This window comes from Yinghuangia seranimata (assembly GCF_029953285.1).
GTDB classification, from domain to species: domain Bacteria; phylum Actinomycetota; class Actinomycetes; order Streptomycetales; family Streptomycetaceae; genus Yinghuangia; species Yinghuangia seranimata.
In genome coordinates, this window is sequence record NZ_JASAOI010000066.1 from 16,770 (window position 1) to 43,663 (window position 26,894).

Consider the following 26,894-nt stretch of genomic DNA (forward strand, 5'->3'; position numbering starts at 1 on the left):
CGACTCTAGCCGCCCGCCCGCCTCCCGCCAGCTCCCGTGTTCGAACGCGCTGCCCGCACGCCACCCGTTTTCCGGGGTCGGTGATCGCACGTATCCGGCCAGTGTGCGGACGGGGGTGATCGGCTAACCTTGCGTGTCCTCTGCGGCACGTGACAGCAGGGGGATCCCCCGTCCCGCCCGCTCGTGGCGACATGCATAGGGAGTGATGGACGCCCTGTCGACCGTCCTGTCGACCGCCTTGGTCGTCACGCCCCCGCCCACCGGTGCTCCACGTGAAGCGCCGCCGGCGGGTCCCGCCGCCGACCTCGCCGCACTGGGCTGCCCGACCGTCGCCGTGCCCGCCGCGGACCTGCCGCGCGCGCTCGCCGAGGCCCCCGGCGACCGGGTGGCCCTGGTCGACGCCCGGTTCGTCGGGCACCGCCACCTGCTGCGCATCGCGGTCAAGGACACCCGCTTCACCGCCGTGCGGCTGCCCGGCGTGCTGGTCGTCGAGGGCGACGCCCGCGAGGCCCTGGCCCGCGTCGCCGCCGGGGCGCCCGGCACCGTCGACGACCTGGCCGCCCGCCTCGCGGCGACCGGCACCCCGCTGCGCGAGCCCGACCCGGGCGTGCTGGTCGCCGAGGTGCCCGCGACCGCCGCCGAGCGGGACGCCGCGCTGGCCCGCACGGCCGCCGTCGACGAGGAGGCCGTCCGGCTGACCTCGGCGGTCAAGGCCCGCGACGGCTTCTTCACCACGTTCTTCGTCAGCACCTGGTCGCGGTACGTCGCGCGCTGGTGCGCCGGCCGCGGCCTGACGCCCAACCAGGTCACCGTCGCCTCCCTGCTGGTCGCCCTCGCGGGCGCCGCGGGCGCGGCGACCGGCACCCGCGCCGGCTACATCGGCGCCGCGCTGGCCCTGTACTTCTCGTTCGTCCTCGACTGCACCGACGGCCAGTTGGCGCGCTACACGGTCGACTACTCGCGGATCGGCTCGTGGCTCGACGCGACGTTCGACCGGGTGAAGGAGTACGCCGTCTACGCGGGCCTGGCCTTCGGGGCCGCCCGCGACGGCGACGACGTATGGCTGCTCGCGGTCGCCGCGATGGCCTTGCAGACCACCCGCCACATCGTCGACTTCGCGTTCAACGAGACACGCGGTGACGGCGGGGGCGGCGGGGGCGGCGAGGACGGCGAGGAGGAGGGCGCGGGCGCACGGCTGTCCGGGCGCCTCGACAGCGTCGGCTGGACGGTCTGGGCGCGCCGCATGATCATCCTGCCGATCGGCGAACGCTGGGCCCTGATCGCGGTCCTGACCGCGACCACCCGCCCCCGCGTCGTGTTCGTCGCGCTGCTGGTCGGCTGCGGCCTCGCCGCCTGCTACACGACGGCCGGCCGCGTGCTGCGCTCGCTGCCGCGCCGCCGCCCGCAGGACCCGGCGGTCGCCTCGGTGCTGTTCGACCTGTCCGACTCCGGGCCGCTCGCGTGGCTGACCTCCCGGCTGCGCCCGCCCGGCGGCGGCGCGCCCTGGCTGGTGCCGCTCGCCGCGGCGACCGCGGCGCTGTGCCTGCTCGCCGACTCGGGCGCCGTCATGCTGGTCGCCGCCGGCGCGTACGTGCTCACAGCGGGCGCCGTCGTCGCCCGTCCGCTGGTCGGCCGACTGGACTGGCTGGTGCCGCCCGTACTCCGTGCGGCCGAGTACACCACTGTGATCACGCTCACAGCCCGGGTCGCCCCGGAAGCGCTCTCCGCGGCATTCGGGCTGGTGGCGGTGATCGCCTACCATCACTACGACACCGTCTATCGCCTGCGTGGCGGCCATCCGGCGCCACCGCGCGCGATCGTCTGGAGTATCGGCGGCCACGAGGGAAGGGTCCTCCTCATGGCCGCGCTCGCGACCGCCGGCTCCGGCGCGTCGCGCACCGGGATCGCGGTGTTCGCGATCGCGGCGGCCGTCCTGGTCGTCGGCGAGAGCGTCGCGTTCTGGGTACGGGGGGCCCGGCCGGACCTCGACGACGTCGTCCCGGCCGCGCAGCAGGACCAGAGCAACCATTCGGCCGGTCCGGACGTGGTAGCCGGTGTGCGTACGGGGCACCCGCTCGGGACCGACGGGCCGCCCACCCGAACAGGAGAACCACGATGATCGGTCTGATCCTCGCCGCGGGAGCCGGTCGACGGCTCCGGCCGTGGACCGACACCCTCCCGAAGGCGCTCGTCCCGGTGCGCGACGAGCGGTCCGTCGTGGACTTCACCCTGGAGAACTACGCGAAGGTCGGGCTGACCGAGGCCGCGATAGTCGTCGGCTACTGCGGCGACGCGGTCCGCGAGCGCAAGGCCTCCCTCGAACGGGCGTACGGCGTCAAGCTCCACCTCGTCGACAACGACAAGGCCGAGGAGTGGAACAACGCCTACTCCCTCTGGTGCGCACGCGACTACCTGGCCGAGGGCGTGCTGCTCGCCAACGGCGACACGCTCCACCCGGTCACCGTCCAGGAGGCGCTGCTCGCCGCGCGCGACGACGCCAAGGGCATCATCCTGGCGTTGGACGACGCCAAGCCGCTGGCCGAGGAGGAGATGAAGGTGCGGCTGTCCGCCGAGGGCGGCGTCGCACGCATCACCAAGCTGATGGAGCCCGCCGAAGCGGTCGGCGAGTACATCGGCGTCACGCTGATCGAGGGCCGTTCCGCGGCCGCGCTGGTCGACGCGCTGGAGACCACGTGGCGGCGCGACCCGAACCTGTACTACGAGGACGGCTACCAGGAGATGGCCGACCGCGGCCTGCGGATCGACGTCCAGTCGATCGGCGGCGCGGTCTGGACCGAGATCGACACGACCGAGGACCTGATGAAGGCCCGGGAGATAGCATGCCGGTACTGACCCGCCTGGTCCCCGCGCCGCTGACGGTCGACATCCGTGCCGGTGCGTTGGACGACCTGACCACGCTGCTCGCCGACGCCCGGATCTCGACGTCCGGGCGGCTGGCGATGGTGGTCAGCGAGGGCTCCGGGTCACGCATGCGCGAGCGCTTCGCGCCGCAGCTGCCGGACGCCGACTGGTACTCCGTGACCGGCGGCAGCCTCTCGGCGGCGGTGGACCTGGCGGACCGCATGCGTGCGGGCAGCTACGACGCGGTGGTCGGCGTGGGCGGCGGGCGCGTGCTCGACGCGACGAAGTACGCGGCGGCCCGGGTCGGGCTGCCGGTCGTCGCGGTCGCCACCAACCTCGCGCACGACGGCATCGCGTCGCCGGTCGCCAGCCTCGACAACGACGCGGGCCGCGGCTCGTACGGCGTGCCGACCCCCATCGCGCTGGTCGTCGACCTCGACCTGATCCGCGAGGCGCCGCAGCGGTTCGTCCGCTCCGGCATCGGTGAGGCGCTGTCCAACCTGTGCTCGGTCGCGGACTGGGAGCTCTCGGCGCGCGAGACGGGCGAGGAAGTCGACGGCCTGGCGGCCGCGTTCGCCCGTACGGCGGCGGAAGCGCTGCTCTACCGGCCGGACACCGCGGACGACGACGCGTTCCTCGTGGCGCTCGCCGAGGGCCTGGTGCTGTCCGGCCTGGCGATGTCCGTGGCCGGCACCTCGCGCCCGTGCAGCGGGGCCTGCCACGAGATCTCGCACGCCATCGACCTGAAGTTCCCCGAGCGCGACGGTCTGCACGGCGAACAGGTCGGGCTCGGCGGGGCGTTCGCGACCTACCTGCGCGGCGACCGGGACCTGACGGACCGTCTGATAGCCTGCCTCGACCGCCACAAACTGCCCGTACTGCCCGAGCAACTCGGGTTGAGCGCGGATGAGTTCGTGGACGTTCTTGAGTACGCTCCGAGCACCCGCCCCGGGCGGTACACCATCCTCGAACACCTCAATCTGGGGCGTGACGCCCTCAGGGACGCGGCGGCGGACTATGTCAACACCTACAGCGGCTGAACTGCGCGCGGTCTGCCACCCCGCGGGGTTGCTCGACCGCCGCAGCGGCGAACACTGGGCCGGGCGCCTCTACATGCGGCGGATCTCGCTGCAGCTGACCCGGCACCTGGTGGGCACGCGCATCACGCCCAACCAGCTGACCTACCTCATGATCGTCGCCGGTGTCGGCGCGGGCGCGGTCCTGGCGCTGCCGGGCCTGGCCGGCCCGCTGCTGGCCGCGATCCTCATCCAGGTCTACCTGCTGCTCGACTGCGTCGACGGCGAGGTGGCCCGCTGGCGCCGGCAGACCTCGGTCACCGGCGTCTACCTGGACCGGGTGGGCCACTACCTGTCGGAGGCCGCGCTGCTGGTCGGCGCCGGCCTGCACGCGTCGGACGTCGCGGGCGACGGCCGGCTCGGCGGCTGGGCGTTCCTCGGCGCGATCGCGGCGCTCGGCGCCATCCTCATCAAGTCCGAGACGGACCTCGTGGACGTCTCGCGCGCCCGCTCCGGGCTGCCGCCGGTACAGGACTCCGCGTCCGTGCCGCGCTCGTCCGGCGCCGCGACGGCGCGCAAGGTCGCCGCGTCGCTCAAGTTCCACCGGCTGGTCGGCGGCGTCGAGGCGTCGCTGCTGCTCCTCGCCGCCGGGCTGCTCGACGCGTGGCACGGCGACCTGGTGTTCAGCCGCGTCGCCGTCGCCGTCCTCGCGGCCGTCGCGGTCCTGCAGACCGTGCTGCACCTGGCGAGCATCCTCCTCTCGAGCAGGCTCAAGTGACGGCCCCGGCACCGGGCGTCCCCGCGTCGGACGGCACCGCCCCCAAGGCCCGCGGCCCGCGCCTGGGCGCGGTCGTGCTGACCATGGGCGACCGCCCCGAGCCGCTGGCCGCGCTGCTGGCCTCGGTCGCGGGACAGCACGGCGACCCGATCGACGTCGTGGTCGTCGCCAACGGCGGCCCCGTGCCGGACGTCGCGACGGCCGACGGCCGGGTGCGCACCATCGGGCTGCCCGAGAACGTCGGTATACCCGCGGGCCGCAACGTCGGCGCGGCGGCACTGGACGTCGACGTCGTGCTGTTCCTGGACGACGACGGCGACCTGCCCGACCCCGGCGTCGCCGAGCTGCTGCGCGCCGCGTTCACCGCCGACCCGCGGCTCGGCATCGTCAGCTTCCGCATCGTCGACCCGGAGACGCAGACCACGCAGCGCCGGCACGTGCCGCGGCTGCGGGCCGGCGACCCGACCCGCTCGGGCCCGGTGACCACGTTCCTCGGCGGCGCGTGCGCCATACGCGCCGACGTGATGGCGGAAGCCGGCGGCCTGCCCGACGACTTCTTCTACGCGCACGAGGAGACCGACCTCGCGTGGCGCGCGCTCGACCACGGCTGGTCGCTCGACTACCGCGCCGACATCGTGCTCACCCACCCCGCCACCTCGCCCGCGCGGCACGCGGTCTACCACCGCATGAACGCACGCAACCGGGTGTGGCTCGCGCGCCGCAACCTGCCGTGGCCGCTGGTCCCCGTCTACCTCGGGTCGTGGGCGGTGCTCACGGTGGCCCGCGGCTCGTCGCGCGCCGGCCTGCGCGCGTGGGCGGACGGCTTCCGGGAAGGGTGGAGGGAGCCGTGCGGACCGCGCCACCCGATGGCGTGGCGGACCGTATGGCGGATGACGAGGCTCGGGAGACCGCCGGTCGTGTGACCGGTGGCCGCCCCGGCGGCCCGTGGCTGGTGAACCAGGCAACCCACTGATGAGAAAGTGTCAATGTGGCCAATAGCGCGCACGCCGACACCCTCCCGCCGGGAGGGCACGCGGCCGACGACGAAGGCGAGCTCGCGCTCAAGGACCTCGCTGCCCGGTACGGGCTGAGCGTCAGCGGCGCGCGCCCCGGGCTGGTGCCGTACACCCGCCAGCTGTGGCAGCGCCGCCACTTCATCGTGGCCTTCGCGAACGCGAAGACGCGCGCCGCCTATGCGACGGCGCAGCTGGGCCAGCTGTGGCAGATCCTCACCCCGCTGTTCAACGCGGCGATCTACTACCTGGTCTTCGGCCTGATGCTGAAGAGCGACAAGGGCGTCCACAACTACATCGCCTTCCTGGTCACCGGCATCTTCATCTTCACGTTCACGCAGAGCGCGGTGCTGGCCGGCACCCGGTCGATCAGCGACCAGCTGCCGCTGATCCGCGCGCTGCACTTCCCGCGCGCGTGCCTGCCGATCTCGTTCACCGTCGTCCAGCTCCAACAGCTGCTGATCTCGATGCTCGTGCTGTGCGGCATCGTGCTGGGCACCGGCGAGCCGGTCACGCTCAAGTGGCTGCTCATCATCCCGGCGCTGGCGCTGCAGTTCGTGTTCAACACGGGGCTGAGCATGATCGTCGCGCGGATCGGCGCGCAGGTCACCGACATGAAGCAGCTCATGCCGTTCCTGCTGCGCACCTGGCTGTACGTCAGCGGCGTGTTCTACAGCATCTCCGTGTTCACCAGGAAGGCGCCGGAAGCGGTGCGGTGGATGCTGGAGGCCAACCCGGCGGCCGTCTACATCGAGCTGGCCCGGGACGCGCTCGTGGAGAGCCACCACAAGATTCCCATGCACACGTGGGCACTCGGCGTCGGCTGGGCGCTGGTGATCGGCATCGGCGGCTACGTGTGGTTCTGGCAGGCGGAGGAGAAGTACGGCCGTGGCTGATCGCAACGTCGCCCCCACCGTGGTCGTCGACGACGTCCACCTCGTCTACCGCGTGCACGGCGCGTCGTCCGGCAAGGGCAGCGCCACGTCCGCGTTCTCCCGTCTGCTCACCCGCAAGAAGGCGGCCGGCGTCACCGAGGTCCACGCGGTGCGCGGCGTCAGCTTCGTCGCCCGCCGCGGCGAGGCGATCGGCCTGATCGGGCGCAACGGCTCGGGCAAGAGCACGCTGCTGCGCTGCATCGCGGGCCTGCTGCCGCCGACCCAGGGGAAGATCTACACGGACGGCCAGCCGTCGCTGCTCGGCGTCAACGCGGCGATGATGAACGACCTGACCGGCGAGCGGAACATCGTGCTCGGCTGCCTCGCGATGGGCATGACCAAGCAGGAGGTCGCGGCGCGCTACGGCGACATCGCGGCGTTCTCCGGCATGGACGACTACAACGGCAAGGACTTCACCAAGCTGCCGATGCGGACGTACTCGTCCGGCATGGCGGCCCGGCTCCGGTTCTCCATCGCCGCCGCCAAGTCGCACGACGTGCTGATGATCGACGAGGCGCTGGCCACCGGCGACCGCGCGTTCCAGCTGCGCAGCGAGGCGCGCATCCGCGAACTGCGCGAAGAGGCGGGCACCGTCTTCCTCGTGAGCCACGGCATGAAGTCGATCCGCGACACGTGCGAGCGGACGATATGGCTCGACAAGGGGATCATCAAGATGGACGGGCCGACCGAAGAGGTCGTCGCGGCGTACGAGAAGAGCGCCTGACCACAGGTTCGGGAGGGAACCGCACAGACCTCCCGAACGTGATCTTCAAGGACGTTCTTCTCGGGAGGTAACCCCACGTGACGCTGCACGCCGTGCCGGCCGCCGTGACCGACGCCGCCCCGGTGCCCCTGGCTTCGGGCGACAACGCCGACCTCGACGTCCTGCGCGGTGTGAACGGCCTCGCCGACCACACCACGTGGGCCAACGGGTTCATGGAGTTCCTGGGGGAGTACGGGCTCCTGGCGGCGCTCGGCGTGGTGCTCGGCATCGCGTGGTTCCGGGCCCGCCGGCGGCCGGACAACGACGTGGCGGTCGCGGGCGTGCTGTGGGCGCCGCTCGCGGCGCTGATCGCCGAGCTCGCCAACATGCCGCTGCGTGACCTGGTCGACCGGCCCCGGCCGTTCGTGACGCACGCGGACATCACCGTGCTGGTCGAGGGCAAGGACGATCCGTCCTTCGCGTCCGACCACGCGCTGCTGACCATGGCGATCGCGGTCGCGCTGCTGCTCGTCGACCGGCGGCTGGGCGCGGTCGCCGCACTGATCGCGGTCCTGCAGGGCTTCTGCCGGCTGTACGTCGGCGTGCACTATCCGACGGACGTGCTGGGCGGGTTCGCGCTCGGGGCGCTGGTCGCGCTCGCGCTGTCGCCGCTCGCGCTGCGGGGGCTGATTCCGGTCGTGCGGAAGGCCGAAGGGACTGTGCTCCGGCCGCTGGTGACGGCCCGCGCGGCGGCCTGACGCGCGGGTCGCACATTCATCCGGTCGGGGCAAACAGTCCGGTTCCGCCCCGGAGCGCGGGTCGTTCCTGTCAGACTCGCCGCGTCCGGTGATCGGATCATCACATCCGATGCGTCACCCCTCCGCGCAGTGCCGGACGGCTTCCGCCTGCCGTCCTCCCGAGGGGTTCCACCGTGCCCGAGTCCGTTGTCTCAGTGCCCGTCCGCCTGTTCGCACCGCTCTTCGCCGCCGCCGTCCTGAGCCTGGCCGCCACGGGCCACGCACAGGCGACCGCCGCCACCCCGCAGCCGCCGAGCACCGACCAGATCCAGGCCGCGCTGAGCCACGTCGTCGACCTGCAACTGCTGCAGCCGACCTGCGGCGAGCCCGGCGCACTGACCGCCGCCGCCGTCCGCGCGCTCGACACCCTCGGCGTCGAGGCCAAGACGACCGGGCTGCGCAAGGTCGACCTCGGCCCGCTCGGCTGGATCGGCATCGGCGAGCAACTGCCGGGCCACGCCGTCGCGCTGGACGTCCATCTCCTCCCGCAGGGCCCGGTGCCGGTCAACGTGACCCTGGGCGACAAGCCCTGCCCCGCGCACCCGACCTCGCGCGCCCTCCCCGCGACGTCGGCGCCCGCGGCACCGACGACCGCCCCGGCCCCCGCGACCGGTCGTGCCGTACCGGCTCCGGCGAGCCTCGCGCACACCGGGAGCGACACCCCGACGTGGCCCTATCTGGCGGGCGGCGTCGGCCTGTTCGCGGTGGGCGCCGCCGCCGCGGCGACGGCCGCGAGGCGTCGCCGGGCGTCGTGACGCCGCTTCCCTCCTGACGCCGGAGCAGGCGCGCGTCGACCGTCCCCGTTCGCGCGGTGCGCGGCGTATGCCCCCTCACGCCCCTGTTGCCGCACGTCACCCGCGGCCCCTGAGCTGCGCCGAGGGTGCCGCTTCGGTTACGGTCTGGTGGGGACGCCGGCCGGCACGGGGGACCGTGCGGCCCTGCGGCGGGGGTGGCGCGCCGTGTCACGGAGGGACTTTGAGGACATGGGCGATGCGGACACCGGCGACGGTGCCGACCCGGCGGGTGACGCGGCCCGGCTCGGGGCGCGGCTGAGCCTGCGCGAGCAGGTCGCGCGGGCGATCCGGTCCGCTCTGGTGGCCGGCGAGATGCGGCCCGGCGTGGTGTATTCGGCGCCGGGACTGGCCGTGCGGTTCGGCGTGTCGGCGACCCCCGTGCGCGAGGCGCTGCTCGACCTCGCCAAGGACGGACTCGTGGAGCCCGTGCGCAACAAGGGCTTTCGGGTCCGGGCGCTGTCCGCCCACGACGCCGACGAGATCCACCGGCTGCGCTGCCTCCTGGAGATCCCGACGGTCGTGGAGCTGGCCAGGACCGGCGTCGCCGACGCGATGCCGATGCTGCGCGGGCTCGCCGACGACATCGTCAACGCGGTCAAGCGCGGCGACGTGCTCGCCTACGTGGACGCCGACCAGCGGTTCCACGCCTGTCTGTTGGAGCTGTCGGGGAACCAGCGCCTGGTCCGCATGGTCGTCGAACTACGGTCCCAGGCACGGCTGTACCGGCTGCGCGCGATGGTCGAGCGCGGCGAGGTCGGCCCGGCGGCGGAGGAGCACCACGAGATCCTCGACGCCGTCGAGGCGTGCGACCCGGCGGAGACAGGCCGGTTGATGGAACGTCACCTCGCGTGGTCCCGGCGGCTGCAGCCGGACGACAGCGCGGACGACGCCGGGGAATCCGAGGAGATTCCGCCCGCGCACCCGTGACCCCGGCACCTCCCGCTCGTTCTCCCGGTCGAGCGGTGTCGCGCCCGTCGTGCGCGCGCCCGCGCGGCCGTACGGGTCCGAGCAGGTTTTCCGTCATCGGGAGTCGTGGGATGAAGGTCCGGATCGTGCTGACCGGCGTCTGCGTGGGCGCACTGGGGCTGACCGGCTGTGGCGGCGGGGGAGGCGGCGGTGCAGAACCGGCCGCCGCCGGGTCGCCGGAGGCGGTGGCCGCGGTGCGGGCCGCGACGGCCACCACGATCGCCGCCGGCAGTTCGCGTACGAAGACGACGATGACGATGGAGTCCGGCGGCCGGAGCGTGACGCTCAACGGCGAGGGGCTGTTCGACTACAGCCGCAGGGTCGGCACGGTGAGCCTGGAGGTCCCGAAGGACTCGGGGCTGACCGGCCCGTTGCAGGAGATCGTGACGCCCGAGGCGCTGTACATGAAGAACGCGTCGCCGGGCATCCCCGCCGACAAGTGGGTGCGGATCGACGCGAACGGCCTCGCCGACGGCAACCTCATCAGCGGCGGCAGCGCCGACCCGACCACGTCGTTCGAAATACTGCGCGGTGTGAACGACGACGTGCGGCAGATCGGCGTGGAGAAGCTCGGTGACGCGCAGGTGCGGCACTTCAAGGGCACCCTCGACATCCGCAAGGCGCACGACGCGACCCCGGAGAACCGCCGCGCGCCGCTCGCGGCCGCGCTGAAGAGCTTCTCCAGCACCACGATTCCGTTCGAGGTGTACCTGGACGACCAGGGCCGGCTGCGCAAGGTGCAGGAGGAGTTCAACCTCGCGCCGGGCGGCGCCCCGGCCGGCAAGGACGCCAAGGGCCAGACGGCGAAGGTGGTTTCGGCGGCCGAGCTGTACGACTTCGGGGTGCCGGTGCAGGTGCAGCAGCCGCGTCCCGAGGACCTGTACGTCGCGCCGTCCGCGCAGAAGCCGCCGGCCGCGGCGGCGCCCCCGTCGTCGTCCGCGTCCCCGACCGGACGCAAGCCCTGAGCGGCTCCCGACCGCATTTCGTGCGCCCCGCCGGGCCGGTGCCCGCGTGGGGCGTATGGCGTAATGGTCCGGACCACCCCGTGCGCCGGTGGCGCGCCGCCCCGTGAGCGGGCGCACCCCCGGGGGCGGGCGGTGCGCAAATGGCCCATGCGTGTCATGCGCCCGGGCGGGCCGCGACCCTAGGCTTGGTACGCCCGGACGGGCGGACGCGCCCGCTCGTCTACGCCGATTCGAGGAGGTGGTGTGGGTGACGCCATTCTCTGATGTGCGCGTGCACGACCTCGTGATCTTCGACGAGATCGAGCTCTACGGCGAGCTGATCATCGCGGCGTCGCAGAGCGAAGGCCCGTTGTCCGCCGCGGAGATCGACGCGGTGCTGGGTCTGGGCGCCGCACGTCAGGCGGCCCGCCCCGCGGCGGCCGCGTGGTCCGAGTGCCCCGACGGGCCGGGCCGGCGTACCTGACGCCGGCCGACCCGCGGGCCGACCCGTCGCGCGCCGTCCGTGCGGCGCGGTTCAGGACCTGACGAGGCGCGCGATCGCCTGCGAGGCCTCCTTGACCTTCGCGTCCGCCTCGGGCCCGCCCTGCTCGACGGCGTGCGCGACGCAGTGCGCCAGGTGCTCCTCGAGCATGCTGAGCGCGAAGGCCTGCAGCGCCTTGGTCGCGGCGGAGACCTGCGTGAGCACGTCGATGCAGTACTCGTCCTCGGTCACCATGCGCTGCAGCCCGCGCACCTGGCCCTCGATGCGGCGGAGCCGCTTGAGATGCTCGTCCTTGCGCGGGCTGTAGCCGTGCCCCGCGTGGGTGTGCCCGGCCGCCTGCTCCTTGCCCTGGGTGTCGACCGCTGTGGTGTCCATACCGCAAACTTACCCCCGGGGGGTATTTTCGGCAAGCGGTGCGCGCTTCTGAGGCACGCTCCCGCCCCGGGCCCGCAGTGTGACTTCCGCAACATCGCGCAAGGTGCGGGAACCCGGTGGCCCGGACGACGGTACGTCCCCTTATCTTCCCCCGCACCGCCCGTCCGCCGCACGGGAGCGGCCGATTCCGGTTGCCGGCGCACGTCGCCCGGATGCCTCTTGGTGGTGGCGCGCGTGCACCCTGTCACGCCCGGGTACCAGGCGTGAGGTGTCGCGTCCCCCTGGTTTGTGAACCCGCGGTGACAAGCGCCTAGCATCGTCAGGACCGCATTCCTCATCCCGGAGATCTCTGTGCGATTGCGTCTGACCCCCAGGGAGACGAGCTTCTACGACATGTTCGCCACATCGGCGGACAACCTCGTCACCGGATCCAAGCTCCTGACCGAGCTGCTCGGCGCCGACGTCTCCGCACGACCGGAGATCGCCGAACGGATGCGGGCTGCCGAGCACGCCGGCGATGACGCGACCCACGCGATCATGCGCCAGCTCAACTCGTCGTTCATCACGCCGTTCGACCGCGAGGACATCTACACCCTGGCCTCGCAGCTCGACGACATCATGGATTACATGGACGAGGCCGTCGACCTCGTCGTGCTGTACCAGCTCGACGAGCTCCCGGCCCAGGTCGCGGACCAGATCGAGGTGCTGGTGCGGGCCGCGGAGCTGACCGCCGAGGTCATGCCGCGGCTGCGCACCATGAAAGACCTGACCGAGTACTGGATCGAGGTCAACCGGCTGGAGAACCAGGCCGACCAGATCCACCGCAAGCTGCTCGCGCACCTGTTCAGCGGCAAGTACGACGCGCTGACGGTGCTCAAGCTCAAGGGGATCGTCGACGCCCTCGAAGAGGCCGCCGACGGTTTCGAGCACGTCGCGAACACCATCGAGACCATCACGGTCAAGGAGTCCTGACCGGTGGATCTCGTCCTGTTGGCGACCATCGCGATCGTCGTGATCGCGCTGGCGTTCGACTACACCAACGGGTTCCACGACGCGGCCAACGCCATAGCCACCTCGGTGTCGACCCGGGCGCTCACGCCCCGGGCCGCGCTGGCGATGGCCGCCGTCATGAACCTGGCCGGCGCGTTCGCGGGTGAACAGGTCGCGAAAACGGTCGGCAAAGGCATCATCGCCGCACCCCAGGGCGACCAAGGCCTGGTGATCGTGGCGGCCGCGTTGTTCGGCGCGATCGCCTGGAACCTCATCACATGGCGGCTCGGCCTGCCGTCGTCCTCCACGCACGCCCTCATCGGCGGCCTGGTCGGTGCGGCGCTCGCGGGGGCGCAGACCGTGTACTGGAGCGGTGTCGTCGACAAGGTGGTCATTCCGATGATCGTCTCGCCGATCATCGGCTTCACCGTGGCGTACCTGCTCATGGTCGCGATCCTGTGGGCGTTCCGGCGCCGCAACCCGCACAAGGTGACCCGCGGCTTCCGCGTCGCGCAGACCGTCTCGGCGGCCGGCATGGCCTTCGGCCACGGCCTCCAGGACGCGCAGAAGACCATGGGTCTGATCGTCATGGCGCTGGTGGTCGGGGGCTACCAGACCGACTACGACGTGCCGATCTGGGTGACCGTCGCTGCGGCGTGCGCGATCAGCGCGGGCACCTACGCGGGCGGCTGGCGCATCATGCGCACCCTCGGCCGCCGCATCATCGAGCTCGACCCGCCGCGCGGCTTCGCCGCAGAGGCGACCGCCGCCGGCGTCCTGTACACCACGGCGTTCGTCTACCAGGCCCCGGTCTCGACGACGCACACCATCACCTCGTCGATCCTCGGCGCCGGCGCGACCAAGCGCCTGTCCGCGGTCCGTTGGGGTGTGGCCGGCAACATCGTCAGCGCCTGGGTGCTGACCATTCCGGCCGCCGCGCTCGTCTCGGCCGCCTCGTACGGCATCCTGGCGCTGATCTTCCTGTAAGCCGTCCGCCGGCCGCGACGTCGCACGGAGCGGGCGGGACACGGCCGGACGCAGGCCCGGCACGACGCGAGAGGGCGGTTCCCCGCGGAGCATCCGCGGGGAACCGCCCTCTCGCACGTCGTGCGCCAAAACCGGCCGCCGTCCTCGGTGCCGGCCGGATCAGCCGAAGCGGCCGGCGATGTAGTCGGCGGTCGCCTCGACCTCGGGCGCCGAGAAGATCTTCTCGGTGTCGCCGATCTCCACCAGCTTGCCGGGCAGGCCCGGGCCGGCCAGGTTGAAGAAGGCGGTGCGGTCGCTGACGCGGGCCGCCTGCTGCATGTTGTGCGTGACGATGACGATCGTGTACCGCTCCTTGAGCAGCGCGATCAGGTCCTCGATCGCGAGCGTGGAGATCGGGTCGAGCGCCGAGCACGGCTCGTCCATGAGCAGCACCTGCGGCTCGACGGCGATCGCGCGGGCGATGCACAGCCGCTGCTGCTGGCCGCCGGACAGCCCGGAACCGGGCTTGTTGAGGCGGTCCTTGACCTCGTTCCACAGGTTCGCGCCGCGCAGCGAGCGCTCGACGATGGCGTCGAGGTCGCCCTTCTTCTTGATGCCGTTCAGGCGCAGGCCCGCCGCGACGTTGTCGTAGATCGACATCGTCGGGAACGGGTTCGGGCGCTGGAACACCATGCCGACCGTGCGGCGCACCGCGACCGGGTCGACCGTCGGACCGTACAGGTCCTGGCCGTCCAGCTGCACCGAGCCCTCGACCCGGGCGCCCGGGATGAGCTCGTGCATGCGGTTCAGGGTGCGGATGAAGGTCGACTTGCCGCAGCCGGAGGGGCCGATGAACGCCGTGACCGTCCGGGGCTCGATGGTCATCGAGATGTCCTCGACGGCCAGGTGGCTGCCGTAGTAGGCGTTGAGTCCGGAGATTTCGATGCGCTTGGTCATGCCTGCCTCGTCACGGGCACCGGTGCCCGGGGTCGGTGTCTTCTGTCGCGGTTCGGGGATTCGGGTGGTCGCCACGGTCATCGCCCTGCCTTCGGGGCCTTCCACCGCGCGATCAGACGCGCGACGAGGTTGAGGAGCATCACGATGATGATGAGCGTGAGCGCCGCGGCCCACGCGCGGTCGGGGGCGAACCGGCTGCCGCTGTGGTTCTGGTCGAACACGAACAGCGGGATCGAGCTCTGCCACCCCGAGAACGGGTCGGTGTTGATCGACTGCGACAGGCCGACGAGCAGCAGCAGCGGCGCCGTCTCGCCGATGACGCGGGCGATCGAGAGCATGACGCCCGTGATGATGCCGCCGATCGCGGTCGGCAGGACCACCTTGAGGACGGTGCGCCACTTCGGCACACCGAGCGCCAGGCTCGCCTCGCGCAGTTCGTTCGGGACGAGCTTCAGCATCTCCTCGGCGGACCGCACCACCGTCGGCAGCATCAGGATCGCGAGGGCCAGCGAGCCGGCGAAGCCGGACGCCTCGAAGCCGAGCGCGAGGATCCAGAACGCGTAGACGAACAGGCCCGCGACGATCGACGGGACACCCGTCATGACGTCGACGAAGAAGGTGATCGTGCGCGCGAGCCGGCCACGGCCGTACTCGACGAGGTAGATCGCGGTCAGTAGGCCGAGCGGGACGGCGATCAGTCCGGCCAGGCCGACCTGCTCCAGCGTGCCGATGATGGCGTGGTAGATGCCGCCCTTGTCGTCGCGCGGGCCGACGCCGTTCATCGAGTGGCTGAGGAACTCGGGGGAGAGCTTCTCCCAGCCCTGCTGGACCGTGTACCAGAGGATCGACACCAGCGGGACGACCGCGACCACGAACGCGGAGTACACGATGCTGGTGGCCAGGCGGTCGCTCGCGCGGCGGCGGTCCTCGATCTGCCACGAGGCCAAGCTGACCACGACGACGTAGAACAGGCCGGCGAAGAAGCCGCCGAGCGCCCAGTTGCCCTGCACGGCCTTGGTGAGCAGGCCGACGCCGACGGCGGCCACGGCCACCGCCCACGGAATCCACGTGGGCATGCTGCGGCGGGTCAGCTGGAGCGGCTTGGGCTCCGCGGGGGGCGCGGCGGTGTCCGTCTTGACGATGCTCATGCGTTCGCCCCCGAGAACTCCTTGTGGCGGTTGATGACGACGCGCGCGGCACCGTTCACCAGCAGGGTGAGCACGAACAGCACGAGGCCGGAGGCGATGAGCGCCCCCCGGCCCAGGTCGTTCGACTCGGCGAACTGGTTCGCGATGTTCGCGGCGATCGTGTTCCCGCCAGGGTCCAGGATCTTGTACGTGAACTCCTGGCTGCTGGACAGCACCATCGCGACCGCGATGGTCTCGCCCAGCGCACGGCCGAGGCCGAGCATCGAGGCGCTGATGATGCCCGGCTTGCCGAACGGGAGCACCGCGGTGCGGATCATCTCCCAGCGCGTCGCGCCGAGCGCGAGCGCGGCCTCCTCGTGGGCGCGCGGCACCTGGAGGAAGACCTCGCGGGTCACCGCGGCGATGATCGGGAGGACCATGATCGCCAGGATGATGCCGCAGGTGAACAGCGTGCGGGCGGTGGTTCCCGTCTCGTCCTTGTCGAAGATCGGGATCCAGCCGAGGTAGTCGCTCAGCCAGGTGTGCAGGCCGAGCAGCTTCGGCGAGAGGAACACCAGGCCCCACAGGCCGAAGACGACCGAGGGGACCGCCGCCAGCAGGTCGACGATGTACCCCAGGGTCTGCGCCACGCGCCGGGGCGCGTAGTGCGTGATGAAGAGAGCCACCCCCACCGCCACCGGGACCGCGATGAGCATCGCGATTCCGGCGCTGATGACCGTGCCACCGACCAGACCCGCGACACCGAAGGCGGGCTTGCTGCCGTCGGTGACCCAGGTCGAGTCGGTCAGGAAGTTCCCGTTGTTGTCGCCTAGCGCGTCCAGCGCCTTGACGACGAGGAACACCGCGATGCCGGCCATGATGACCAGCAGCGTGATGCCCGCGCCGCGCGACAGGCCGAGGAACACCCTGTCGCCGAGCCGTACCTGGGTCTTGTTGGGCTTCGCGTCGGCGCCGTGGGCCTGGTCGGCCTTGGGGCTCCGGCGGCTGCCGGAGTCGCGCTGGGCGTTGTCGCGCGACTCCGGCGTGATGGAGGTGGACATCTCTTCTCCGTGGCTGTCGATCAGGGCTGGTGCCGGATCAGGACAGGGCGGCGACCGCGGTGCGGACCTTGGTGGCGATCTCGGCGGGGAGCGGCGCGTAGCCGTTCTTCGCGAGGATCGACTGGCCCTCCTCGCTCGAGGTGTAGGTCAGGAAGGACTTCACCAGCGGGAGCTTGTCCGCCGGGGTGCCCTTCTCGCACGCGATCTCGTAGGTCACCAGGACGATCGGGTAGGCACCCTCGGCCTTGGTCGCGTAGTCGAGCTGCAGCTTCAGGTCGTTGCCCGTGCCGGTGATCTTGGCCGCGGAGACGGCCTTGCCGGCCGCCTCGGGGGTGAGCTTGACCGGCGCGGCGGCACCGGTGTTGATCTGCGCGACGCCCAGGCCGGCGTTCTCCGCGAAGGAGCCCTCCATGTAGCCGATGGCGCCCGCGGTCGTCTTCACGACGTTCGCGACACCGTCGCTGCCCTTGGCGCTCTGGCCCTCCTGGCTCGGCCAGTCCTGCGACGGGGCCGCGGCCCACGCGTCGCCGCCGGCGGCCTTGAGGTACTTGGTGAAGTTCTCGGTGGTGCCGGACTTGTCCGAGCGGTGCACGGCCTGGATCGGCGTGCTGGGCAGCGTCGCCTTCGGGTTCAGCGCCTTGATCTCGGCGGCGTCCCAGGTCTTGATCTGGCCGGCGAAGATGCCGGCGATCGTCTTCGCGTCCAGGACCAGGTCCTTGACGCCCGAGACGTTGTACGCGACCGCGATCGGGCCGGTCACCATCGGGAGGTTGATCGCCGGGGTGCCCTTGCACGCGGCGGTGCCCTTGGCGACGTCCGCGTCCGCGATCGACGCGTCGGAGCCGGCGAACGCGACCTGCGAGTCGAAGAACGCCTGGCGGCCCGCGCCGGAACCGTTGCCGTTGTACTCGACCTTGGCGCCCGAGCACTTCTGCTGGAAGGCCTTGACCCACTCGTCCATCGCGTTCTTCTGCGCGCTGGAGCCGGCGCCCTGCAGGGTGCCGGTCGGGCAGTCGAGCTTGGCCGGAGCTGCGGCGGAGGAAGAGCCACCAGGCGGGTTGGCGGCGTTCGTCGTCTCGCCCGACGCCGGCTTGTCGCTGTTGTCGTCGGAGCCGCAGGCGGTGAGCGTGAGCGCGCCGGCGACGGCTATCGCGGCGAAGGCGGCGCTGCGCCGAGCGAGTCGGGGCCGAGTGGTCACGGCTGTTCCTTCCGATTGCTTCAAGAGCCTCGCGATGACCACGGTGGTCACCGTCGATGCCGACGTTAGGTCGCACGTGTGAAGCAAACGACGGGGGAAAGTGAACCGAGCGTGAACACAGGCAGGCCATCAGGGTTCACGCGACGGGCCCGGTTTCGCCGCCGCGCGGCTCGGGCGCGACGCGCTGATCAGGGCGTTTACCAGCGTTTTTGGGCGGTGTTCATCCTGTGTTCACAGTCGTTGAGGCTTCCGTTCCGCCCGCTGTGTCCGTTTCTTGACCGCGGCGCGACCGGACGGTGGTCACCCCTCCGTCGGATACGGGGCGTGACGATCGACGGCCGCCACCGCGCCCCCGTCGACGTGCAGCGCGACGAACTCACCGGGCAGCAGGAGCTCGTCCGACGCCCTCCCGGGCTGCGCCGCGTGCCCCACCGCGCCGAGCAGCGCGGGCAGCACCGGGCGGTGCGTGCACACGATCACCGGGCCGCCCTCGGCGACCAGCACCTTGATCAGCTCCGCCGCGGCACCCGGCTGCTCCGCGTGCCCCTCCTCCGACAGCGCCGGCACCACCTCGACGGCGACGCCCGCCCGGATGCAGTACGGGTCGACCGACTCCAGGCAGCGCAGCGACGGCGAACTGAGCACCGCCGCCGGACCGTACGCGGCCAGCACCTCGCCCAACCGGTCGGCCTGCGCCCGCCCCGCGGCGGTCAGCGGCCGGTCCGCGTCGGCGTCCCGGTGCGCCGCGCGCGCCACCGCGCCGCAGTGCCGCAGCACGATCACCGGCGCCGTCGCGAACGGCACCGCGGTCAGCTCGGCGGTCAGCTTGGCGTCCCGGCGGTACGACATGAGCGTGCCGACCTCGTCGGGCGGCAGCCACACCAGCCGGTCCACCTCGCGGTTGGCCAGGAACCGCCCGGCGCGTGCCTCGGCCGCCCAGTAGCGGACCAGCTTCAGGCGCTCGCCGACGGCGTACGACTGCACCCCGAGCTCACGGCCGAGCGCGGCGACGAAGCCGGTCTCCTCGTACACCTCGCGCACCGCGGCCATGGCGGCGTGCTCGCCGGGCTCGATCTTGCCCTTCGGCAGCGACCAGTCGTCGTAACGGGGTCTGTGGACGAGCGCCAGCTCGTAGCCGTGCGGGTTGTCGGCGGGACGCCACAGCACGGCGCCCGCGGCGCGCACCGGCGTACGCGCCGCCTCGTCGGACGGGTCGCCGCCGAACCGGCTCATACCGCTCAGTCGCCCCACCGCTCCACCTCGTCGAGCCGGTCCCGAAGCGTCGGCCACACCGTCGCGAAGGTCAGACGCGCCTCGGCGACCGCGAACCGCTGCACCGTGAACAGCTCGCCGAGCACGAACGCGGCCGCACCGCCGATACGCGGCGACAGGGCGAGCTCGCGCGCGACCTCGGCGGCGAGCGCGGCGTCCTGGTGCGTGCCGAGCGACTCGGTGACCTCCTTCATGCGCTTGGCCAGCGACTTCGCCGGCGCGCCGAACTCCGGGACGCACATGTCGGCGGCGTAGCGGGCCCGCTTGCCGAGGATCCGGACGCGGTGCCAGGCCTCGTCGTCCTCGCCGGACAACGGGACGGGGTGGGCATAGGGGACGGCCGCCTCGGCGAGCGGCAGCCCGGCCGCGCCGCGGGCCAGCCTGCGGAACGTCTTCGCGGCCAACGCGGGCACGACCACGGCAGCGGGCCCGTCGGCCTCGGCGGTGAACCCGAGCCCCAGCTCAGGCTCGGCGAGCCGGTCGACCAGCGTCGCGAAGTCCGCCGAGTCGAGTGCCCGCAACGCGGTGGTGTGCCCCGCGGCGAGCCCGCCCCGCAACCGCCGCTCCACCGCCGACCGCGCCCGAGGCGTCCCCGACCGCACCGGCAACTGCTCCAACGCGCCGACCAGGCGCTCGAGCAGCACCTCGTTGTCCCGCTCCCCGGCCAGACAGTCCGCGGCCCACCGCAGATCCACGGCCAGCGCCTGCGCCGCCTCCGGCTCGAGCAACGGCTGGCAGGTCCGCAGCGCACTCCGCATCCGACGAGCCGCCACCCGCATCTGATGCGCCGAATCCTCCCCGTGCTCCCGCACCCGAGGCACCTCGGCCATGAAGGCGGACACCTCACCCCGCAGATGATCGAGCAACACATCCCGCGCGGTCCGCACCGGGGAGCTGCCGCTGCGCGAGGTCTTGCCCCGCTTGCCGGCCGCAGCCTTCGCACCGTGCACCGAGCCCTCGGCCGACGCTACAGACGTGGTGACCTTGCCCGGGGCCCGCTTGCGGCCCTTCCCGGAGCTGCCGCTGTCGGCCGATGCGGCAGGAGCAGGAGCAGGTGCGGGCGCCGCGGCGGGTGCCTCGGCGTCGGCGCGGCTGCGGGCCTGCGGGCTGTCCGCCGACTGCTCGGCGGGTGCTGCGACACGCGCCGACTCGCCGTCGGGTTCGACCACCCCGTCCACGTGGCCGCCGGCCGGTGCCGGTGACGGGGCAGGCTCGCCGGGGGGCTGCTTGCGGCGCTTCGGCTTGCGGTCGGTGGGATTGGGCTTGCCGGGTTTGCGGGGTTTGGTGGGGGGCTTCGGGCGAGGTGGGGTGGGCGCGGGGGTGGAGTCTCCGCGTTGGCGGGGGAGGTGCGGGTCGGGCACCGCGTCCTCCGGGTCCGTGCCGGTTTCGGTACGCCGCTCACTCCGGCCCACGCCGTCGCCTCCTCAGCTCGATGAGGTGGTCCTGTACGTCGCGCAGCACGGCGCCGTCGGGGGCCGTGGCGTGCCGCGTCCACGTCCCATCGGGGCCGAGGTGCCACGAAGCGGTCTCGTCGCTCATGCCGAGTTCGACGAATTCGGCGATCTGGTCCCGGTGTCGGCCGCTCAGGCGTACCGCGGCCTCCACCCGGCGGTCAAGGTTTCGGTGCATGAGATCCGCGGATCCGATCCACACCTCGGGCTCGCCGCCGTTGGCGAAGACCCACACGCGCGAGTGTTCGAGGAAGCGGCCGAGGACGCTGCGGACGCGGATGTTCTCCGACAGCCCCCGAACCCCGGGGCGGATCGCGCAGATGCCGCGGATCCACAGGTCGACGGGCACGCCGGCCTGCGACGCGCGGTACAGGGCGTCGATCACGGTCTCGTCGACGATCGAGTTCGACTTGAGGCGGATGTGCGCCGGCAGCCCCTGCTCGTGGTTGGCCACCTCGCGGTCTATGCGTTCGACCAGCCCGTTGCGCAGCGAGTGCGGCGCGACGAGGAGCCGGCGGAAGGTCTGGGCGCGCGAGTAGCCGGACAGCCGGTTGAACAGGTTCGACAGGTCCTCGCCGACCTGCGGGTCGACCGTCAGCAGGCCCATGTCCTCGTACAGCCGCGCGGTCTTCGGGTTGTAGTTGCCGGTTCCTATGTGGCAGTAGCGGCGCAGCGTGTCGCCTTCCTGCCGGACGACGAGCGACAGCTTGCAGTGCGTCTTGAGCCCGATGACGCCGTGGACGACGTGGCAGCCGGCCTGCTCGAGCTTGCGCGCCCACTCGATGTTGTTGCTCTCGTCGAAGCGCGCCTTCAGCTCGACGAGCACGAGGACCTGCTTGCCGGACTCGGCGGCGTCGATGAGCGCGTCGACGATCGGCGAGTCGCCGGAGGTGCGGTACAGCGTCTGCTTGATGGCCAGCACGTGCGGGTCGGCGGCGGCCTGTTCGAGGAAGGCCTGCACGGAGGTCGCGAACGAGTCGTACGGGTGGTGCACCAGGACGTCGCGCTTGCGCATCGCGGAGAACACGTCCGCCGAGTGCGCGGTCTCGACCTCGGCGAGGTCGCGGTGCGTGCCGGCGACGAACTTGCGGTACTTGAGCTCGGGCCGGTCGAGGTCGGCGATCGCGTGCAGCCCGGTCAGGTCGAGCGGGCCGGGCAGCGGGTAGACCTCCTTCTCGGCGATGCCGAGCTCGCGGACCAGTAGGTCGAGGACCATCGGGTCGATGCTCTCCTCGACCTCCAGGCGCACGGGAGGGCCGAAGCGGCGGCGCATCAGTTCGCGCTCGAGGGCCTGGAGGAGGTTCTCGGCGTCGTCCTCCTCGACCTCCAGGTCCTCGTTGCGGGTGACGCGGAAGGTGTGCCGGCCGATGATCTCCATGCCGGGGAACAGGTCGCCCAGGTGCGCCGCGATGACGTCCTCGAGCGGGACGAACCGCGCGGGGGAGACCTCGACGAAGCGGGCCAGCAGCGGCGGCACCTTCACGCGCGCGAAGTGCTGGTTGCCGGAGCGCGGGTTGCGGACGACGACCGCGAGGTTGAGCGACAGCCCCGAGATATAGGGGAAGGGGTGCGCGGGGTCGACGGCCAGCGGGGTGAGGACCGGGAAGATCCGCTCGCGGAAGAGCGTGTACAGCGACTGGTGCTCGCCCTCGGTCAGGTCGTCCCAGCGCAGGATCTCGATGTCGGCGTCGGCGAGCGACGGCAGCACGTCGTTGTGGAAGCAGGTGGCGTGCCGCGCCATCAGCGAGCGGGAGCGGGTCCAGATGTTCTCCAGGACCTCGCGCGGCTGCAGGCCGCTGGCCGCGCGCACGGCCATGCCGGTGGCGATGCGGCGCTTGAGGCCGGCGACCCGGACCATGAAGAACTCGTCCAGGTTGGACGCGAAGATCGCGAGGAACCGGGCCCGCTCGAGCAGCGGTGTCTCGGGGTCCTCGGCGAGCTCGAGCACCCGCTCGTTGAACGCGAGCCAGCTGGCCTCGCGGTCCAGGAACCGGTCCTTGGGCAGGTCGGAGGGCCCCGAGTCGGCTGAGACGACCGCGACCGCCGGGCCGACCGGATTCGTTTCCCCGTCGTCGGGGACGGGGGAGAGGTGGCGGGGTCGAGCGGAGGCGGGCAGATCGGCGGTCATCTGATGATCCTCCCTCGGCTCGGTGTCTCCACGGTAAAAAGGAAACGACTCCCCGGAAACCGGAGAGCCGTCCCGCTGCGCTTTCCGGTCGGGCGTCGGCCCGTCCGGCGGGGGCAGTGCGTGGGTGTTTTCGGGGTCCGCGGCCGTGCGGGCGCGGTCCGGTCAGTCCTCCTGCTTCCGGTACATCACATCCACCGTATGCACGCGGAAGCCGAGACGCGTATAGACGCTGACCGCGGCTTCGTTGTCGGCGTCCACATACAGCAGCACCTCCGCCAGCGGGCCGCCGTCGGCCTCGGTCTGGGCGAGGTGGCGCAGGCCCACGGCGGTCAGCACCTTGCCGAGGCCGCCGCCCTGGGCGGCCGGGTCGACGCCGACGACGTACACCTCGCCGAGCGCGCCCTCGTCGGCGGTGGCCGGGTGGACCTTGGTCCAGTGGAAGCCGACCAGCCGGCCCGACGCGTCCTCGGCGAGGAAGAATCCGGCCGGGTCGAACCACGGCTCGGCGATGCGGCGGCGCAGGTCGTCCAGCGTCCAGGCGCCCTGCTCGGGGTGGTGCGCGAACGCCTTGGCGTTGATCGCGAGCCACGCCTCGTCGTCGCGGCCCGGCACGAAGGTCCGGATCGTCACGCCGGGCGGCGGCGGGGTCTCCGGCACGGCGAGGTCGGTCGCGCGGCGCATCTGCCACAGCTCGCGGAACGCCGTGAAACCGAACTCGGCCGCCAGGTGCTCGGCGGCGGGCTGCTTGCCGTGCGCCCACACCCGGAGCCTGCCGGTCGCGTCGCGGTGCCGGGCCTCCTCCCACAGCGCGCCGACCAGTTTCCGGCCGTCGCCGCGGCCGCGGTCGGCGGGGGCGACCACGAGCTCGCCGGACGGGCCGTCGTGCGGGTCGGAGAGGTCGAGGTGCGCGTACCCGGCGACGGTGCCGTCGGCGCGGCGCAGCAGCAGCTCCCGCGTGCCGGGCGCGCCGTGCCGCAGCTCGAGCCGGGTCTGCTCGGACAGCGGCGACGCGCCGTCGACGCGGGCGGCCTCCTCGGCGAGGGCGAGGACGGCGACGACGTCCGCGGCGTCCGCGCGGTCCACGCCCTCGACGTACGTCGCCTCCGACGAGCCGGACGCGGGGTCGGCCGCCTGGCCGGTTTCAGAGTGGGTCTCCTCGTGCACCATGCCCCAACCGTACGGCGCACGCCGGTGCCCGACGGCGAGGCGGTGCGCGCCATCCCCCGTTCCGGCCTGGGGTTTTCCCTCGTCCTGCCCGGCAAATCACCGCAATATTGGCGAACCTGGGCAGCAACTGCCAGTATGGCCAATCGACTTCAACGGGAAGGGCCGCGATGCCGGTAGCGTGTCGAGGCTTGCGAGTACCCGCCGACCAGCCCCCCACGTCGAACAGGAATGACCAATGTCGTACGCGCCTCCGACAGGACCGCACGGCGGCATACCCCAACAGCAGCCCTGGGGTGCCGCGCCTCCTCCCCCGCCGTACAGCGGCCCGGCCGCGCCCAGGAAGCTCCTGGTGGGGGCCGTCGGGTTCCTCATCGTCGCCGCGGTGGTGTCGGTCTTCGTGTTCTACGTGCTGTGGGGCGACAACATGGTGAAGGAGACGGGTTTCACCGGCACGGACGATCTGAAGGAACTCCCGGCCCCGAAGGGCATGGGCGTGACCGCGCCGCTCGTTCCCGGCGCGTCGGTCGCGGGGGGTGGCGCGTGACGACTCCGCCGTCGTTCCAGATCCCGGACGACAACGAGGACCCGAACAACCCTCGTCGGCAGCAAGGGCAGCAGGGGCAGCAGCCGCAGCAGGGGCAGCAGCCGCCGTCCTTCGCCCCGCCGCCCGCCAGCCAGCCGCAGCAGGGGGCACCGTCGTTCGGTCCGCCGCAGGGTGCGCCGTCGTCGTACGGTCCGCCGCCGCAGAGCGGCCCGTCCTCGTACGGTCCGCCGCCGCAGAGCGGCCCGTCCTCGTACGGTCCGCCTCCGCAGAGCGGCCCGTCGTCGTACGGTCCGCCGCCCGGCCAGGCACAGCAGCAGCCGTACACGCCGCCGCAGTCCGCGCAACCTCCGTACGTGCCCCCGCAGTCGGCGCAGCCGCCGTACGTGCCGCCGCAGTCCCAGCCGCAGCCGCAGTGGTCGGGCGGGGGCGGCGGCGGGTACGCCGGCGCGCCCGCCGGGCCGGGCAACGCGTACGCGCCGTGGGGCCAGCCGCCGCCCGGGAACATGCCGCCGCCGAGCGGTCCGCAGACGGGCGGGCCGGTTCCGCCGGGTGCGAACCCGCCGCCGGGGCAGGCGTTCTCGCCCGCGAACATGCCGCCGCCGTCGGGCCCGGCGAACAGTGGCGCCTTCCCGCCTCCGGGCGGGCCCGGGGCCTTTCCGCCGCCCGGGGCTCCGGCCGGGTACCCGCCCCCGGGCCAGATGCCTCCGCCCGGCGCGGTCCCGCCGCCGCGCGGCCGCCAGGCCGCCGCGCCGCCGGTGCCGACCGGCCCGCTGCCGACGGACGCGGAGCGACGGGACATGCACCTGGGGCCGCCGCGTGCACAGCGCCCCGGGAAGCGCAAGCGCTCGCTGCTGATCCCGGTCGCCGTCGTGTGCCTGCTCATCGCGGCGTCGGCGACGGCCGGGGCGATCAAGCAGGCGACCAAGGACAAGAACGACGGTCTCGGCGAGGCGCTGGCCAAGGGCACCGTGCAGTGGTCGATCATGGACGGCCGGGACGGCCCCGCGCCGGACCCGGCCGCGAACGCGTCGATCACGCCCGGCACATGGTTCTCCGGCGACAACATCGTGGTCACCGAGTCGAACCGGATCGTCGCCTACAACATGGACACCGGCAAGGTCGCCTGGGAGTACAAGTCGGGTTCGGGCGACGCGTCTCTGGTGTGCATGGCGGCGCCGCAGTTCGACGACAAGACGGCGATCGTCGCGTTCGGCCCCAAGGACGGCTGCACGTCGATGGAGGCCGTTGACGTGACGACCGGCAAGAAGATCTGGTCGTCCCCGGTCAGCCCGGCGAAGGGACTGGCGGGCATCGGCACCGAGGAGGTCGACCTCCCGCTGTCCGGCGGCGTCGTGGTGTACGGCGGTCAGGCGTACCAGGTCGCCGACGGCAAGCCGACGTGGAACGTCAAGACCGTGTTCCCGGCCGGCTGCTCGTCGCAGAAGGTGTACGGCGGCAAGGGCATGGTCGTCACGGCCTCGTGCCGCGGCGTGTACAACGTGGCCGAGATCGACCCGGCGACCGGCAAGGCCAAGTGGACGACCGAGTACAAGGGCACCGGACCCGTGTCCGGCTACGGAACCCAGGTGATCGGCACCTCGCCCGTGATGGTCATGGAGGGCAACTCGGTCCAGGGGAACACCGTCATCACGGTCCTGGACGCGCAGGGCAAGGCCGCCTTCAAGATCGACAAGAACCACCCGGTCGTCTCGGCGCCGGGCGGCTTCATGTCCTCCGTGAGCGGCGCCACGCCGGTCCTCGCCGACGACAAGCACATCTACGTGCCCGGCAGCGACATGTCGGCGTCGTTCGGCGCGGGAGGCGTGTCGGCCAACCAGATGACGGCCTATGACCGGGCCACCGGCCAGGAGCTGTGGACGAAGACGGTCGCGACCGGCCTCAAGGTCTTCAAGCTCACCACACAGGGCCAGCTGCGCCCGTTGCGTGTCGACGACAACGGCGACGTGCTCGCGCTGGCGACGGGTGGGACGGGGTCCTTCAAGCCGATCCACCTGGTCAAGTTCTCCGCGCAGGACGGGACGATAACCCACCTCAAGGAGTTCCCGGGTGTGGCGGCGTACGGCGCGTCGCAGATGCAGGCGTCCACGCCGTACGAGCACGGCGGCAAGCTCTTCTACGTCGGTGACTCGACGTCCCAGAAGGACTCGGACTCGATGAAGGAGATCGCGCCGAAGCTCGAGAACGCGACGGCGGGCCTCAAGAACTACCGGGTCATCGCGCTCGGGTAGCGCGTAGGCGGAACACGAAGGAGGGGCGGGGGGGGGGGGGGGGGGGGGGGGCCCGCCCGGGGGGGGTGGGGGGGCGGCGGCGGGGGTCGGGGGGGGGGC

At 72.3% G+C, this 26,894-nt stretch carries 25 protein-coding genes; 16 read left to right on the forward strand and 9 right to left on the reverse strand.

Going from position 1 to position 26,894, the window contains the following annotated elements; all coding sequences use genetic code 11:
• Positions 1-205 precede the first annotated feature (205 nt).
• The 12 genes from QI554_RS36855 (at position 206) to QI554_RS36910 (ending at position 11,292) form a co-directional block, all read left to right on the forward strand.
• The gene (locus QI554_RS36855; RefSeq protein WP_281476688.1) at positions 206-2,119 is read left to right on the forward strand and encodes a DUF5941 domain-containing protein; all 1,914 of its coding nucleotides are present in this window, start codon (positions 206-208) and stop codon (positions 2,117-2,119) included.
• Entirely contained in the window at positions 2,116-2,853 is a 738-nt protein-coding gene (locus QI554_RS36860) for a phosphocholine cytidylyltransferase family protein (protein ID WP_281476689.1), read from the forward strand. The genes QI554_RS36855 and QI554_RS36860 overlap by 4 nt, the downstream gene beginning before the upstream one ends.
• Positions 2,841-3,902 carry an iron-containing alcohol dehydrogenase family protein gene (locus tag QI554_RS36865; RefSeq protein WP_281476691.1) on the forward strand — a complete coding sequence of 354 codons (1,062 nt, stop codon included), beginning with the start codon at positions 2,841-2,843 and terminating at the stop codon, positions 3,900-3,902. Before QI554_RS36860 ends, QI554_RS36865 begins: the two co-directional genes overlap by 13 nt.
• Positions 3,880-4,656: a CDP-alcohol phosphatidyltransferase family protein gene (locus QI554_RS36870; RefSeq protein ID WP_281476693.1), complete on the forward strand. Its 777-nt coding sequence runs from the start codon at positions 3,880-3,882 to the stop codon at positions 4,654-4,656. Before QI554_RS36865 ends, QI554_RS36870 begins: the two co-directional genes overlap by 23 nt.
• An 83-nt stretch (positions 4,657-4,739) precedes the next feature.
• Positions 4,740-5,579 carry a glycosyltransferase family 2 protein gene (locus QI554_RS36875; protein ID WP_425528119.1) on the forward strand — a complete coding sequence of 280 codons (840 nt, stop codon included), beginning with the start codon at positions 4,740-4,742 and terminating at the stop codon, positions 5,577-5,579.
• Positions 5,580-5,644: 65 nt separating this feature from the next.
• Positions 5,645-6,565: an ABC transporter permease gene (locus QI554_RS36880; RefSeq protein WP_281476695.1), complete on the forward strand. Its 921-nt coding sequence runs from the start codon at positions 5,645-5,647 to the stop codon at positions 6,563-6,565.
• A complete protein-coding gene (locus tag QI554_RS36885) occupies positions 6,558-7,328 on the forward strand; it encodes an ABC transporter ATP-binding protein (protein ID WP_281476697.1) in 771 nt (256 codons plus the stop codon). The genes QI554_RS36880 and QI554_RS36885 overlap by 8 nt, the downstream gene beginning before the upstream one ends.
• Before the next feature lie 77 nt (positions 7,329-7,405).
• Positions 7,406-8,065, forward strand: coding sequence for a phosphatase PAP2 family protein (locus tag QI554_RS36890; RefSeq protein ID WP_281476699.1), 660 nt, complete (start codon positions 7,406-7,408; stop codon positions 8,063-8,065).
• Positions 8,066-8,238: 173 nt separating this feature from the next.
• The gene (locus QI554_RS36895) at positions 8,239-8,859 is read left to right on the forward strand and encodes a hypothetical protein (protein ID WP_281476700.1); all 621 of its coding nucleotides are present in this window, start codon (positions 8,239-8,241) and stop codon (positions 8,857-8,859) included.
• A gap of 228 nt (positions 8,860-9,087) precedes the next feature.
• Positions 9,088-9,825: a GntR family transcriptional regulator gene (locus QI554_RS36900; protein ID WP_281476701.1), complete on the forward strand. Its 738-nt coding sequence runs from the start codon at positions 9,088-9,090 to the stop codon at positions 9,823-9,825.
• A gap of 110 nt (positions 9,826-9,935) precedes the next feature.
• Positions 9,936-10,829 (forward strand): SCO4651 family lipoprotein, encoded by an 894-nt coding sequence (locus QI554_RS36905; RefSeq protein ID WP_281476703.1) that lies wholly within the window; start codon positions 9,936-9,938, stop codon positions 10,827-10,829.
• Between the two features lie 247 nt (positions 10,830-11,076).
• Positions 11,077-11,292 (forward strand): hypothetical protein, encoded by a 216-nt coding sequence (locus tag QI554_RS36910; RefSeq protein ID WP_281476704.1) that lies wholly within the window; start codon positions 11,077-11,079, stop codon positions 11,290-11,292.
• 51 nt (positions 11,293-11,343) lie between these two features.
• Here QI554_RS36910 and QI554_RS36915 read toward each other — a convergent pair whose 3' ends face one another.
• Positions 11,344-11,685, reverse strand: coding sequence for a metal-sensitive transcriptional regulator (locus tag QI554_RS36915; protein WP_281476705.1), 342 nt, complete (start codon positions 11,683-11,685; stop codon positions 11,344-11,346).
• A 351-nt stretch (positions 11,686-12,036) separates the two neighbouring features.
• Here QI554_RS36915 and QI554_RS36920 point away from each other — a divergent pair, with 351 nt between their 5' ends.
• The gene (locus tag QI554_RS36920; protein WP_281476706.1) at positions 12,037-12,657 is read left to right on the forward strand and encodes a DUF47 domain-containing protein; all 621 of its coding nucleotides are present in this window, start codon (positions 12,037-12,039) and stop codon (positions 12,655-12,657) included.
• Positions 12,658-12,675: 18 nt separating this feature from the next.
• On the forward strand, positions 12,676-13,662 hold the full coding sequence (locus tag QI554_RS36925; protein WP_281476725.1) for an inorganic phosphate transporter: 987 nt from the start codon (positions 12,676-12,678) through the stop codon (positions 13,660-13,662).
• A 159-nt stretch (positions 13,663-13,821) separates the two neighbouring features.
• Here QI554_RS36925 and pstB read toward each other — a convergent pair whose 3' ends face one another.
• From pstB to mshD, 8 genes are all read right to left on the reverse strand, one after another.
• A complete protein-coding gene (pstB, locus tag QI554_RS36930; protein ID WP_281476708.1) occupies positions 13,822-14,598 on the reverse strand; it encodes a phosphate ABC transporter ATP-binding protein PstB in 777 nt (258 codons plus the stop codon).
• Positions 14,599-14,675: 77 nt separating this feature from the next.
• Complete coding sequence (gene pstA, locus QI554_RS36935) at positions 14,676-15,746, reverse strand: phosphate ABC transporter permease PstA (RefSeq protein ID WP_425528118.1); 1,071 nt, start codon at positions 15,744-15,746, stop codon at positions 14,676-14,678.
• Positions 15,743-16,786, reverse strand: a complete 1,044-nt coding sequence (gene pstC, locus QI554_RS36940) for a phosphate ABC transporter permease subunit PstC (RefSeq protein ID WP_281476710.1) — start codon at positions 16,784-16,786, stop codon at positions 15,743-15,745. Before pstC ends, pstA begins: the two co-directional genes overlap by 4 nt.
• Before the next feature lie 37 nt (positions 16,787-16,823).
• Positions 16,824-17,984, reverse strand: a complete 1,161-nt coding sequence (gene pstS, locus QI554_RS36945; protein ID WP_281476712.1) for a phosphate ABC transporter substrate-binding protein PstS — start codon at positions 17,982-17,984, stop codon at positions 16,824-16,826.
• A 300-nt stretch (positions 17,985-18,284) separates the two neighbouring features.
• Positions 18,285-19,235 (reverse strand): NUDIX hydrolase, encoded by a 951-nt coding sequence (locus QI554_RS43475; protein ID WP_343230849.1) that lies wholly within the window; start codon positions 19,233-19,235, stop codon positions 18,285-18,287.
• Positions 19,223-20,668: a CHAD domain-containing protein gene (locus QI554_RS36960; protein WP_281476714.1), complete on the reverse strand. Its 1,446-nt coding sequence runs from the start codon at positions 20,666-20,668 to the stop codon at positions 19,223-19,225. Before QI554_RS36960 ends, QI554_RS43475 begins: the two co-directional genes overlap by 13 nt.
• On the reverse strand, positions 20,655-22,835 hold the full coding sequence (locus QI554_RS36965; RefSeq protein ID WP_281476715.1) for an RNA degradosome polyphosphate kinase: 2,181 nt from the start codon (positions 22,833-22,835) through the stop codon (positions 20,655-20,657). The genes QI554_RS36960 and QI554_RS36965 overlap by 14 nt, the downstream gene beginning before the upstream one ends.
• Positions 22,836-22,997: 162 nt before the next feature.
• Positions 22,998-24,002, reverse strand: coding sequence for a mycothiol synthase (gene mshD / locus QI554_RS36970; protein ID WP_281476717.1), 1,005 nt, complete (start codon positions 24,000-24,002; stop codon positions 22,998-23,000).
• 235 nt (positions 24,003-24,237) lie between these two features.
• On the opposite strand from mshD, the gene QI554_RS36975 reads away from it, so the two are divergent.
• Positions 24,238-24,546, forward strand: a complete 309-nt coding sequence (locus QI554_RS36975) for a hypothetical protein (protein WP_281476719.1) — start codon at positions 24,238-24,240, stop codon at positions 24,544-24,546.
• Positions 24,543-26,795 (forward strand): outer membrane protein assembly factor BamB family protein, encoded by a 2,253-nt coding sequence (locus QI554_RS36980; protein WP_281476721.1) that lies wholly within the window; start codon positions 24,543-24,545, stop codon positions 26,793-26,795. Before QI554_RS36975 ends, QI554_RS36980 begins: the two co-directional genes overlap by 4 nt.
• The last annotated feature ends 99 nt before the right edge of the window (positions 26,796-26,894 follow it).